The organism is Thermoplasma sp., from assembly GCF_023256435.1.
Taxonomy (GTDB): Archaea; Thermoplasmatota; Thermoplasmata; order Thermoplasmatales; family Thermoplasmataceae; genus Thermoplasma.
This window is the reverse complement of sequence record NZ_JAGDXM010000051.1, coordinates 1-11,463: the sequence shown is the minus strand read 5'-3', so window position 1 is coordinate 11,463 and position 11,463 is coordinate 1. Positions and strand designations below refer to the sequence as shown.

Genomic DNA, 11,463 nt, shown 5'->3' with positions numbered 1-11,463 from the left:
TACGTCCGCACCTGCTTTGGCTGCCAGTGCTGCAAGATGCTTGTCGAACTTGTCTCTCTCGAGAACGTATCCAACTTCATTCCCTGCCTTCTCGCTCTGAAGCACTATCGGCCTCTTCTCCGATGGACCGTATATTCTGGCACCCTTAACCTCATTCGCTATGAATGATCTATCAGCTTTGATATCCGCTTCATTCAGTATACCCTTGGAAAGCCCCTCACCGCACCTAACGGGCGATCCGATCTCTGGCCTCTTCTCTATCATCAGCGTCCTGAGACCGTACTTTGCAGCATATCTGGCGGCTGTACTCCCTCCTGGACCGCCACCGACCACAAGAACATCATAGGTTTCCATTGAACCACTCCGCGGTAATCGCACCAGTTGGGCATCCAACTATGCAGAAGCCACATTCAATGCATTTCTCCTCGTGGATCTTTATCACCGTTTCATCGAGCCAAATGGCATCGGTAGGGCACATTCCCACGCAGGCCCCACAATAGTTGCAGAGGTTTCTGTCAACATCCATCTCCGTCTTAACTTTCAGCTCCACCATTAATTACACCTAGAATTAAAGTTAAAACGGTTGCCTGTATATTTGATTTTTGTTAATGCTTCTGATCAAAATCCAGAATGCGATACAAACAAATACATATCTTGCTGACCATATATAATGGGCAATTTCAGAACATCAATTTGGTTTATTGATGAAAAATACGCATGAGTTGTAGTATCATATGCGAAATCATTATGAAAAAAATAATATTTATTCTTTGGATGGAAGTGGTCTTGCGTTGATCTTTTCAAATTCCTTTCTTGTCATTTTATTTATCAATGTGTCGTATTTTTTGAATATATCATTATAATTATCCTTGAGTTTCTTTATCTCTGCATCCCTCTGAAGTATAAGATCCTTCATCTGTGATATGGTTGACATTGCGTTTGCCAGATCGCTCCTTACCTTGTCGTAGTCCTCGAGGGTCTTCTTCATGCTCTCATTTTCAGCATATATCTGCTTTATTCTCTCATCTATGCCGTTCTGTATGTCGTCCATCTGTCTCTGCATGTCGGCAAGTGACTGGTCTATCTGCACCTTTGTATTTCCGAGATTGGCTAGCTCCTGCTTCGCCTGATCGATCTCCTGCAGCAATCTATCCTTCTGGATCTTGAGATCCTGTATCTCAGCCTCCATCTTTTTCCTCTCGCCGGCCAGACCCGTATCGGAATATATGCTGTCGATGATCTCGATTATTGGCCTCATGGCCGTCCTGACAAGATCCAGTTCAAAGGGGCTTTCCTCATTGGTCATATCCTGTATGACAAATTCCTTGAGATCGTTCAGCTTCTCGTCTTCAGGATTCTTCTCAAGCCTCTCTGTAATCCGATGGTAAAAATATCTCACAAATTTCTGGTTATAATCATTAACCTCAAGATTCCTGAGATAGCCGTAGAGCGCTATCCGATTTACCTTCTCTGGCTCGAAGATCCATTCCGGTATGGAATTATCTGTACCTGTTCCATTGAAATATTCGTAAACAATGTCTCTGTAACTTTTCCCGCTCTCCTTAACTCTGGCGTCAAGATCCGCGGGGATTTTGAACCTGACATCCTTAAGAGGTGATTCTTCTACCATTCCTTACTTTATTCCGTCAGTATAATATATATTTATCGATGTTGATTCTTCCGTTATGAGAAATACCGACCTGATGCGCATGATCGTCATTCAATGCTGATCGAAAAAGTCACTTGGCAGACAATTTATGCAAAAACTCAGGTAAATATTTATTTCTTAAGGATAAATAACCCGAGGATGTTATCTATTGCTGAGGTTTCCACTAAGGCTTACGTTGGATCAAAGGTTGCCATAAGGGGTTGGGTGTACAGGATCAGGAGCAGCGGAGGAGTCACCTTTGTGGTCGTGAGGGACTCTAGTGGCATAATACAGTGCACCGCTAGAAAGAATGAATTACAGCCCGATGTCTATGACTCAATAGCATCTCTGGGTATAGAGAGCAGCGTTGAATTTCATGGAACGCTCAAGGAGGATAAAAGATCGCCATCTGGATATGAGCTTGCTGTGGATTCCTGCAGGATCTATCAGAAGAACGATGTCTTTCCGATAACCAAGGATCAGGGTGAGGAATTTCTGCTTGATAACAGACACCTGTGGCTCAGGAGCAGGGAGTTCACATCTATCCTGAAGGTAAGATCCACCATATTCAGATCATTTGCTGATTTTTTCTATGAGAATGGATATTATCAAGTGCAAACACCATTCATGGTATCGACCGCCGTCGAGGGTGGATCCACCCTTTTCAAAGTGGACTTCTTCGGCGAACCCATATTTCTGAACCAGAGTGCACAGTTCTATCTGGAGACCATGATATACAGCCTCGAGAAGGTTTTCACCATAGCACCAAGCTTCAGAGCTGAAAAATCCAGAACAAGGAGACATCTTACGGAATACTGGCATGCTGAGGCTGAGGTTGCATGGATCGATAATAATGAAATGATGGATATCGAAGAGCGGATGATATACTACATACTAAGCAGGGTAATTGAGGATAATGAGGATGATCTGAAGATGCTTGGAAGGGATCCTGATCTGCTCAGAGGAATGAAACCCCCATATCCCAGAATAAGGTACTCCGAGATAATAAAGGTAGCCAATTCCATAGGTCTTGCACTGAAATACGGTGATGATCTTGGCGCGGATGAGGAGAGGCAGATAACCATGAAATATGATAGACCAATATTCGTAACAAACTACCCTAAGGAGTTGAAACCCTTCTACATGCCTGTGGATCCGGAGAATCCTAGTGAAGTCCTGAACCATGATATGCTTGCGCCCGAAGGCTACGGCGAGATAATTGGTGGGAGCCAGAGGATTTGGAACTATGACGAGATGATGCAGAGAATCAGGGAAGCGAATCTGGACGAAAAAGCCTATTACTGGTACATAGACCTGAGAAAGTACGGTAGCATTCCACATTCAGGGTTTGGCCTTGGCCTCGATAGATTGGCAATGTGGATAATGCACCTTGACAACATAAGGGAGGCCATACCCTACCCAAGAACGATAAGAAGGACAAGACCTTGAAATGGATGTCTGCAAACCTATGATGGGAAGTCCCTTAAAAAATGATCAATGATCGTATTCTTGCCTCGCCAGAGACCGCATCCATCATGATGCGTCTCTGCAGCATATCATTTACACAAACATTGCAGCGCTTGCCACAACGGTTAAAAAGGACGACAGAAAGTTGACCTGCCCTTTGTTCAGCTTTCCGCGATTTTCGAATACAGCACCAAGAAGGCTGTCTATCTGGCAACCGATAAAACCGGCCGCAGTCACCTCCGCTATCTTCGTCACATTTATTCCATGGTACGCGAAGATGGAGTAAGAGAAGGCTATGATCAAGCTTCCCAATATCGCGGCCATCTCGCCCGTGAGCGATATGCCGCCATTTACACCAGGTGTAACCCTCCTGAAATTTGTTATCATATATACTTTCTGGTCTATCACACCTATCTCAGATGCGAAGGTATCGGAATTTATGACTGCAAACGAGATGGCGAATAGTTCGAAGAAATAGTTTTGCATATGGGGGTAGATACCGTATATCAGCGTTATCAGTATGCCCACAAGAGCAGCGTATGCGACGTTGGATATGCGTCGCTCTCCATGCTGACCCTCCTGCAACTTCATTGTCACCTTCCTTCTGAAGAAGGCCTTAGTGGCCAGAAATGATGAGGCAACGAAGATCAGCATGAGTATAAGCCAGTAAATAGAACCAAGGAAAGAAACGATCGCTCCTATGAAGAGCGCAGCCAGGCTACCCTTGAGATCCAGAACGTTCAGTTTCAAAGAGATCACGAAGAGCACCGCAAGTATGGCAAGGGTAAGGAGGATCGTTTCTATGGTCGTCTTACCAGCCCCTTTCCTGAAGCCTCATGTCCTTAGGTATGGACTCTATATCCACGCCCGGCATACCCTGAAGTCCTTCGCTTGCCTTCTCCACAGCCTCGTAGTCTCTATAGTTTTCCACGGCCTCTACTATGCTCCTGGCCATCTTTTCTGGATTCGGTGATTTGAATATGCCGCTGCCTACGAAAACGCCGTCCGCTCCAAGTTCCATCATCAGGGCGCCGTCTGCTGGTGTCGCAACTCCTCCTGCCGCAAAATTCACAACCGGCAGTCTGCCAAGTCTGCGTATCTGCCTTAAGATTCCAAGAATTTCGCGTTCAATCCTGCTCCTGCTCAGACCTGCATACACCGAATCGTAGGGCAGCTTCCCTTCGGACCCCATAAGATCCTTCGAGGCTTCGTCTCTGAGCGTGAAGTAAGATGACGAAATATTGGAAGCAACGGAACGCAGATCATCATCGGTCATCTTCTTGAGGATGCTTATCTCCTCGTTTACCTTCCTTATGTGCCTCACGGCCTCTATTATGTTACCCGTTCCGGCCTCGCCCTTGGTCCTTATCATTGCTGCACCCTCAAATATCCTCCTAACCGCTTCTGGGAGGTTCCTAGCTCCAGCTACAACCGGGACGGTCAGGCTTTTCTTATACAGATGAAAGAACGGATCGGCAGGTGTGAGGACTTCACTCTCATCAAGCATATCAACGCCTATCTTCTCTAGCACATACGCCTCAGATATATGCCCGATTCTTACCTTAGCCATCACCGGAATTGAAACCGCATCCATGATCTCCTTTATCTTCAGCGGGTCAGCCATCCTAGCTACTCCACCAGCTGCCCTTATATCAGCAGGCACGCGCTCCAGAGCCATGACCGCCACTGCACCAGCAGCCTCTGCAATCTTTGCCTGTTCGGCAGTGGTGACATCCATTATTACACCACCCTTCGTCATGGCAGAGAACCCTCTCTTGATCAGTTCGCTGCCGAAACGGAGCTTGGTTAGATCAAGTGTCATACGTTGATATTGACATGTTAAATATAAAGGTTAATGAGATCTGGGAATAGTGTAAGTCTTTACATTTCAGCAATTTTCCCTCTGTCGCTGTTCAATGACAAATCTTTAAACTATTATATGTATTATTGAGCAATGGTAGTTTCGCCCATTGAGTACAGATATGGCAGGAAACAGATCAAGGATATATTCGATGAGGAGACCAGGCTCCGTTATATGCTTAGCGTTGAAGCTGCAATTGCAAGAGCCGAATCGGAGCTTGGCATCATACCAGCTGAAGCCTATGAGAATATACAGAAAGCTGTGGATTCTGGATCTGTGAGGATCGAAGAGGTCAGGCAGGTGGAGAACGAGATTAAGCACGACGTCATGGCCATGGTGAAGGTTCTATCAAAATATTCTGGCGACGGATCGAGGTATGTGCATTTGGGCGTGACATCAAACGATATCAACGACACGGCCACTGCACTCCAGATGCGAGATTTTTCTTCACTCTACCGTTCGAACATTGTATCGTTCATCAGGACGATCATCGGACTTGTGGAAAGATACAGGGATCTGCCAATGATGGGAAGAACCCATGGGCAGCACGCATCGCCCATTACGCTAGGACTCAAGTTCGCCGTTTATTTGGCGGAGATGATCCGGCATCTGGATCGCTGGGATCAGATGTCCACGAGGGCGTTTGCTGGAAAAGTGCTCGGCCCTGTAGGAACTGGCGCGGCTCTTGGCGAAAAGGCGCTTGATGTCCAGAATAGGGTCATGGAGATACTTGGCATCTATGCTGAGGATGGCGCCACACAGATAGTGAACAGAGATCGATATATAGAATACCTATCCGTTATAAACGGTATAGCAGTAACGCTAGAAAAGATAGCGACAGAGATAAGAAATCTACAGAGACCGGAGATAGACGAGATATCGGAGTATTTTGATTTCGACAAGCAGGTTGGTTCCAGTTCAATGCCCAGTAAGGTGAATCCCATAAATTCTGAAAATGTAGCAAGCCTATCCCGCCTGATAAGATCCATGATAATACCAGAGTACGAGGCCGGTGTAACATGGCATGAAAGGGATCTCACGAACAGCGCATCAGAACGTTTTGTGATACCCTATGCAAGCATACTGATAGATTACGCCACAGATAGATTGAACAGCGTGCTAAGAACACTGGTGGTGAAGGAGGATAATATAAGGAGGAATCTTGAAAACGATGACAGCATATATTCTGAAGGCGTAGTTGCTCTGCTAACAAAGAATGGAATGGGCAGGCAGGACGCTCATGAATTTGTACGTAAAGCCGCAATGTACGCAAGAAGCAGAGGGATAAGCTTCAGGCAAAGTCTTATTGAAAACGGTATAGAAAAATATGTAAGCAGATCCGATCTGGATAAGAATATGGATCCTGCAAACTTTATTGGATCAGCTCCGATAATATGCGATATGATAGTGAAGAAAGCGAGAAAAAGGATCGGGATGGCGGATGGAGAGCAGGCTTCCTGAGAACAGACGTATAATGGAGGTTATTCTGGACACCCTTCAAAATGGAGAGCAATCCATATCAGGCATTGCAAGGGTGCTGGTGGATAATGGTTTCAGGATGCACCGGATAATGCTTTCCGGGTATCTTAAGGCGCTGGTTGATGCCGGAATTCTAAAGGAAAGACGTATAAAGCCCGTCACCCTTTATTCAGTCCTGAAGAGGCAGGATCTCAGCATATACGAGATCACGGGAAACACCATAAGGACATCTGTGAACAGGATGGATGGGGATCTCGCACTCAAGTTGCTTCACAGCATATTGAGGAGACCCATATTCCTCACAGAGATAGAAAGATGCGGTACAAAGAAGCCAGTGAATTTCGAAACTGTTATATGGGAACGCAGAAAAGAACTGATAAAGAAGCTGTCTGAGTCTGGCATAATGATACCAGACACAGACATGCTTGTGATACCAAAGGAAACCGTAAACGATGCCACAGTTGATCTTCTTTCAGTGCTTATAGGCCAACTTATTGATTTGAAGAAATATACCATTCCGGATAACGACAGAAAACAGAAAACACTGGATCTCTGATACAGTTATCTTAAACTGCGATGGTTTTTACTGAAAATACCGCAGATGAAGAAACACATTAGATGGGCGTCACTACATCAATATATGCTGTCTATTATAAAATAACCGCCGGATCCTTTCCATACCTTATGTCCGTTCACCCTGAGCTGCCTTTTACCAAATCCAAATACGAAGGTCTCATACTCTCCCCCTTCGCCCGTTATATTTATCCCATATCTCTTTTCAAGAAATGCAAGGTGTTTTGCATATGACTCATCTATCTCCATCCCAAGATCCTGATCCGTGAAACCATCTGCAGATACCGACACTATCATTGCCCTTATGCCGGCATCCAGAATTTCCCTTATCACCCTGTGCTGATCTATCCTCCATAGCGGTGAATAAGAGATTATGGACGCTTCGGTTGCAATTCTTTCAAGCCTTGTCTTCTGGAATTCAGATGCTATGGCTCCTGAAATTAAAGCTCTTGCACCTTCATCGACGAACTGAAGTATGCGATCCCTGAATTCATCTTCAGGAACATAGGCATAATCCAGACCGAGCAGATCAGCTACTGATCCGGCCATGTCAACATTTGGGAAATGAAACATGTATGAATATTCCTTCGGCCTCACTATGACTGCCTTCATTATATCTAAGCCCTGCTGCATCGCTATGTATGCAGAGAAGAATGAGTCCTTGCCGCCGGATAGCAGCGCGATAGCCTTCATCACTCTATCCTCCCTAGCTTCGGCTTTTCAGAAAAATGCTCATAACCTCTGCCCACTATGCGATGCCATGATCTTCCATCGAATATTATATTATCACCCTCCCATGTTTCTCCGATAAAGTGGACCTCTATATGCTCGGAATCCATTGCAGCCTGAAAATCCTTGTAATCTGATTCATCCACAGTGAACAGTATTTCGTAGTCCCCACCGTAATTTGCAGATATATCATAGACGTCAGAACCTGAGATCTCCGACGCCTTGCTTACGGATTCATCAAACACGATCTCATCCCTGACTATGCGAAATCCAACGCCATAATCCTGTTTCATCTGATCAAGCGATGAATACAGGCCGTCGGAGAGATCCATCATGAATTTTGCACCGTACTCACTCATCTTGATAGCTTCTGTTATCCTGGGTTCAACTCCAAGGAGCATGAATATGCCCCTCTTTCTGTCATAGCCACTCTTATAGAATATGTAACCGCTTGCCGCCCTGCCTATTCTGTTTGTGTATCCCACCATCTGGCCCTTCGCTATATCCGAACGCTTTCTCGTGAGCTTCTTTGTCTGTCTTCCAATGGCTATCCCCGTAAGCGTCAGATCATCGCCCTCCTTCATATCTCCCCCTATGAAATCAACCGAATACTTTCTCAGAACAGACATCATGCCTCGTTCTATGGATTCAACATAATCCATATCCAGGTCAGGATCCAGAGAATATGCCGTCATGAAGTACTGCGGGACTCCAGCCATGGCTGCAATGTCGCTGAGATTTATGGACGCCATGAACCGACCTGCAAGTTCCGGATCGGTTCCGTCCGGTATATGCGTTTCCTTTCTTATCACATCGGTCGTTATGAGAATATAATGATCTCCCTCATCTATGTAGGAACAATCATCCTTATATGGAAGGCCCGTGATTGAAGCCAGCCTTGATATGATCGATCTTTCGCCAAGATCCCTCAGCTTCATTTCGATCAGGTTATGACTTGCTGTATTTTACAATTATCGAATGTGCATGAACGGCAGATCTATGGGATCGGAAGATCCGAACTAATCATCAATGATCAGCGATCGCTCTCAACGATCGAAGATACCGCTCTGCCGATCTCCGAATCCACAAACCTCAGGAAATCGTCTATCCTGTCTGCGGGTATGTTTGCCCCTGCAGCCAGATCGTGGCCGCCTCCGACACCGCCTACCCCCATCGCTGCCCTCCTGAACAGGTCGGCCAGATCCACGCCTGTCTTCAAGAATACCTTGTTTGCTCTGACACTTGCCTTGACCGTACCAGGATCTGAATCTGCCATGGTGATAAGCGGTCTCCTCGTCTCCGGATTCCTCGCTATTATCATATTTGCTACTATTCCAACTATATTCTCATTTATGTCCTTTCCGGCATAGAAATAATCTATATTTTTGAGCGATCTAAGGCCCTCAGCCATTATATGATTGTATCCATTCACAAGGTTTCTCCTGTGTGAGGACATCAGAGATATCGATTTCATGTAATCCTCTCCACGATCGCCTGCCGCAACATTAAGACCTGTCATCCCCTCCCCGTATCTCCCGCATGAGTTCAGAAGAGTAGCAAATTCCTTTGCATCGTAGGTTGGAGACCTTACGTCTTCCCTTGGAAAGACATAGGTTTCTCCGAAGACCTCATCGAATGCGTCAATATCTCCGATGATCAGGCGTTTGAATATCTCAGTCCTTATCAGCCTCTTTTCATCTTCGCTCAAATCGTTGTAGACCCTGAACCTGTCTCCATCCTTGATAGGTATGTTCAGGTATTTTAGAAGCTTGGATCCTGAACCCCTGAGGTTTGATATTCCAGGCAACCTGTCATAACCTAGTTCCAGAAACTTGGGCAGAGGCCTTGTCGCACGACCGAAAAATCGCAGATCCTGATCTATTCTCACAAGGCCAAGATCATTCCCAAGATTGATGAATATCCTATTTAAACCCTCTAAAATTCCGCTGTTTGCATCCTGTACATCTCCGACAGCTCCCACAATGGCAGGCACCACAAGATCCGCATTATTGTCGGACATTGCCATGGAGACGAGAAAGGTCACGCCAGAACCGCTCACTTCGTAAGAGCCGTTCAGCCCCACCATATGTGGGTTGACCTGATATATAGATCCGAAGTCTGAATGTTCCAGAAATTCAAGTAGGTCTCTCCTGAACTCCGGATCTATGTCAAACTGATCTGGTAGATGATGATCTGTTATTGCGCATTCTATCTGTGCATCCCTTATCATCTTCATTGATCCTGAGCCCAGATCCACGAACCATTTGAAACCTGGTGGGAGATCTTTGAGAACTTTAGGATCCACATTTTTTATGAATACCACTTCAGTGTCTATCCCAGATCTTTCAAGCGTTTTCTTTGCGATGGCTGAGGATGATAATCCGTCGGCATCGATATGCGAGACTATGATAACTCTCTTCTGGTCGCTTATTATATTAGCGACGTCTCGAGCTATTTCAAACAGCCGACGATACTTCTCATCGCGGAGATACTTCTCAATGAGCATACATCATATCTCTGGAACAGCCGAAAGAGCCTGCCGGATGACCCTCTCAAAATCAACCTGCACCATCGCCCTGTCCTCGGCCTCTATCATATCCCAGAAAGCGGAAAGATCAAGCGATTCCATATAACGCTCAAGATCCTTAACATCCTGATTCAGGGAACTCTCCACGATTAGATCAAGAAGCTTATCATCGAATGTATCGTTGTGAACGCCCCTCTCCTTGTTTCCTCCAGTCGGATACGATATCACTTCAGGTCCTATCTTCATGCCTTCTATCAGGACTCTGGCCAGCGAATAGAGCCGGGGCGGTCTGTACAGCCCATTCTTCCATAGATATTCTACAAGCGTATTCTTCTGTATGTTGGTCGGGTTTATAGAAACGTCCGTGGTTATATCTCTGACTTTTCTTATGGACTCGAGCACATCGGCGATTGCAGCTTTTTCCGAGATGAACGGCGGCTTGAATAGCAAGTACGTCCTTATCTCCATGCCGTATTTCTTTGCAGTCAGGGCTGCATCCATGTATTTCCTGAAGCTGGATCCCTTATTTATCGAATTTTCAATTAAATAGTCGTTCGCCGATTCCAGGCCTATAGCAATTCTCACAGATATGCCTATCTTCTTCAATTCCTCCATCCGTTCTGGCCTTATGTATTCAGTCCTGGATTCAACAAGTAGCTTCGAGACCTTGGAACCGATCTTCTCATAGAAATAGGATCTAACCTGATCAGGTATCTCAACAGGATCAAGGAAGCTGCCCGAGGTGAACACCTTCAATACCTCTGAATTCAGTGTGGACGCAACATGATCTATCTGGTGATAGAGGTTCTCCTCAGTCACATTCTGCGTATCATTGAAATAACCGCACATGCTGCAAGATGAGAACCGGTACCAAGAACATCCTCTCGTTCTGAAGATAACGACCGTTGTCTTTTCAGGGTATCCGCGTAATCTGTCCAGTTCATTCCACATAGAAACTGGACGATCAGGATCTCCACCTGCCCTCCCCTCAGGCATGAGCGATCTGATGAAAAGGGCAAGTTCTTTGTTGACCATGTTTAAGCTTATTCTTTTCTGATTAAAACCCTTTTGCTGTATCCATACTTCGATATACTACTTTCGGCATATTATGTGAGTTGCGCCTCAGCTGAAGCTTCGGATCTTCCTTTCAGCGAAAAGACCTATGCCTTTCCGGACATC

At 45.6% G+C, this 11,463-nt stretch carries 12 protein-coding genes; 3 read left to right on the top strand and 9 right to left on the bottom strand.

What is annotated here, in order from left to right; genetic code table 11:
* From Q0C15_RS07215 to Q0C15_RS07205, 3 genes are all read right to left on the bottom strand, one after another.
* The coding region (locus tag Q0C15_RS07215) for an NAD(P)/FAD-dependent oxidoreductase (protein WP_297217805.1) at positions 1 to 354 on the bottom strand (354 nt) is incomplete at its 3' end.
* On the bottom strand, positions 341 to 553 hold the full coding sequence (locus tag Q0C15_RS07210) for a 4Fe-4S binding protein (protein ID WP_110640463.1): 213 nt from the start codon (positions 551 to 553) through the stop codon (positions 341 to 343). The genes Q0C15_RS07215 and Q0C15_RS07210, both read right to left, overlap by 14 nt.
* Before the next feature lie 210 nt (positions 554 to 763).
* A complete protein-coding gene (locus Q0C15_RS07205; protein ID WP_297217800.1) occupies positions 764 to 1,630 on the bottom strand; it encodes a hypothetical protein in 867 nt (288 codons plus the stop codon).
* Between the two features lie 177 nt (positions 1,631 to 1,807).
* On the opposite strand from Q0C15_RS07205, the gene asnS reads away from it, so the two are divergent.
* Positions 1,808 to 3,097, top strand: a complete 1,290-nt coding sequence (gene asnS, locus Q0C15_RS07200) for an asparagine--tRNA ligase (RefSeq protein ID WP_297217797.1) — start codon at positions 1,808 to 1,810, stop codon at positions 3,095 to 3,097.
* A gap of 111 nt (positions 3,098 to 3,208) precedes the next feature.
* Here the strand turns inward: asnS and Q0C15_RS07195 are convergent, their stop codons facing one another.
* Together Q0C15_RS07195 and pdxS are read right to left on the bottom strand one after the other, a co-directional pair.
* Positions 3,209 to 3,883: a TIGR00297 family protein gene (locus Q0C15_RS07195; RefSeq protein ID WP_297217794.1), complete on the bottom strand. Its 675-nt coding sequence runs from the start codon at positions 3,881 to 3,883 to the stop codon at positions 3,209 to 3,211.
* Between the two features lie 43 nt (positions 3,884 to 3,926).
* The gene (gene pdxS / locus Q0C15_RS07190; RefSeq protein ID WP_297217792.1) at positions 3,927 to 4,937 is read right to left on the bottom strand and encodes a pyridoxal 5'-phosphate synthase lyase subunit PdxS; all 1,011 of its coding nucleotides are present in this window, start codon (positions 4,935 to 4,937) and stop codon (positions 3,927 to 3,929) included.
* A 132-nt stretch (positions 4,938 to 5,069) separates the two neighbouring features.
* Between pdxS and purB the strand changes: the two genes are divergently transcribed.
* The gene (purB, locus tag Q0C15_RS07185; RefSeq protein ID WP_297217789.1) at positions 5,070 to 6,437 is read left to right on the top strand and encodes an adenylosuccinate lyase; all 1,368 of its coding nucleotides are present in this window, start codon (positions 5,070 to 5,072) and stop codon (positions 6,435 to 6,437) included.
* Positions 6,418 to 7,011: a hypothetical protein gene (locus Q0C15_RS07180; RefSeq protein ID WP_297217787.1), complete on the top strand. Its 594-nt coding sequence runs from the start codon at positions 6,418 to 6,420 to the stop codon at positions 7,009 to 7,011. Before purB ends, Q0C15_RS07180 begins: the two co-directional genes overlap by 20 nt.
* Positions 7,012 to 7,088: 77 nt before the next feature.
* On the opposite strand, the gene Q0C15_RS07175 is transcribed toward Q0C15_RS07180, so the two are convergent.
* From Q0C15_RS07175 to Q0C15_RS07160, 4 genes are all read right to left on the bottom strand, one after another.
* Complete coding sequence (locus tag Q0C15_RS07175) at positions 7,089 to 7,721, bottom strand: diphthine--ammonia ligase (protein ID WP_297217831.1); 633 nt, start codon at positions 7,719 to 7,721, stop codon at positions 7,089 to 7,091.
* Positions 7,721 to 8,695: a thiamine-phosphate kinase gene (locus tag Q0C15_RS07170; RefSeq protein ID WP_297217784.1), complete on the bottom strand. Its 975-nt coding sequence runs from the start codon at positions 8,693 to 8,695 to the stop codon at positions 7,721 to 7,723. The genes Q0C15_RS07175 and Q0C15_RS07170 overlap by 1 nt, the downstream gene beginning before the upstream one ends.
* A gap of 95 nt (positions 8,696 to 8,790) precedes the next feature.
* On the bottom strand, positions 8,791 to 10,263 hold the full coding sequence (locus Q0C15_RS07165; protein ID WP_297217781.1) for a DHH family phosphoesterase: 1,473 nt from the start codon (positions 10,261 to 10,263) through the stop codon (positions 8,791 to 8,793).
* Positions 10,264 to 10,266: 3 nt separating this feature from the next.
* The gene (locus Q0C15_RS07160) at positions 10,267 to 11,319 is read right to left on the bottom strand and encodes an archaeosine biosynthesis radical SAM protein RaSEA (RefSeq protein WP_297217778.1); all 1,053 of its coding nucleotides are present in this window, start codon (positions 11,317 to 11,319) and stop codon (positions 10,267 to 10,269) included.
* Between the last annotated feature and the right edge of the window lie 144 nt (positions 11,320 to 11,463).

What these genes read in the sequence shown, in the direction of transcription:
- Q0C15_RS07180 (WP_297217787.1), top strand. Translation starts at nt 6,418, where the DNA reads ATGGAGAGCAGGCTTCCTGAGAACAGACGTATAATGGAGGTTATTCTG.
- Q0C15_RS07160 (WP_297217778.1), bottom strand. Translation starts at nt 11,319, where the DNA reads ATGGTCAACAAAGAACTTGCCCTTTTCATCAGATCGCTCATGCCTGAG.
- Q0C15_RS07170 (WP_297217784.1), bottom strand. Translation starts at nt 8,695, where the DNA reads ATGAAGCTGAGGGATCTTGGCGAAAGATCGATCATATCAAGGCTGGCT.
- asnS (WP_297217797.1), top strand. Translation starts at nt 1,808, where the DNA reads ATGTTATCTATTGCTGAGGTTTCCACTAAGGCTTACGTTGGATCAAAG.
- Q0C15_RS07165 (WP_297217781.1), bottom strand. Translation starts at nt 10,263, where the DNA reads ATGCTCATTGAGAAGTATCTCCGCGATGAGAAGTATCGTCGGCTGTTT.
- Q0C15_RS07175 (WP_297217831.1), bottom strand. Translation starts at nt 7,721, where the DNA reads ATGAAGGCTATCGCGCTGCTATCCGGCGGCAAGGACTCATTCTTCTCT.
- Q0C15_RS07210 (WP_110640463.1), bottom strand. Translation starts at nt 553, where the DNA reads ATGGTGGAGCTGAAAGTTAAGACGGAGATGGATGTTGACAGAAACCTC.
- Q0C15_RS07205 (WP_297217800.1), bottom strand. Translation starts at nt 1,630, where the DNA reads ATGGTAGAAGAATCACCTCTTAAGGATGTCAGGTTCAAAATCCCCGCG.
- purB (WP_297217789.1), top strand. Translation starts at nt 5,070, where the DNA reads ATGGTAGTTTCGCCCATTGAGTACAGATATGGCAGGAAACAGATCAAG.
- pdxS (WP_297217792.1), bottom strand. Translation starts at nt 4,937, where the DNA reads ATGACACTTGATCTAACCAAGCTCCGTTTCGGCAGCGAACTGATCAAG.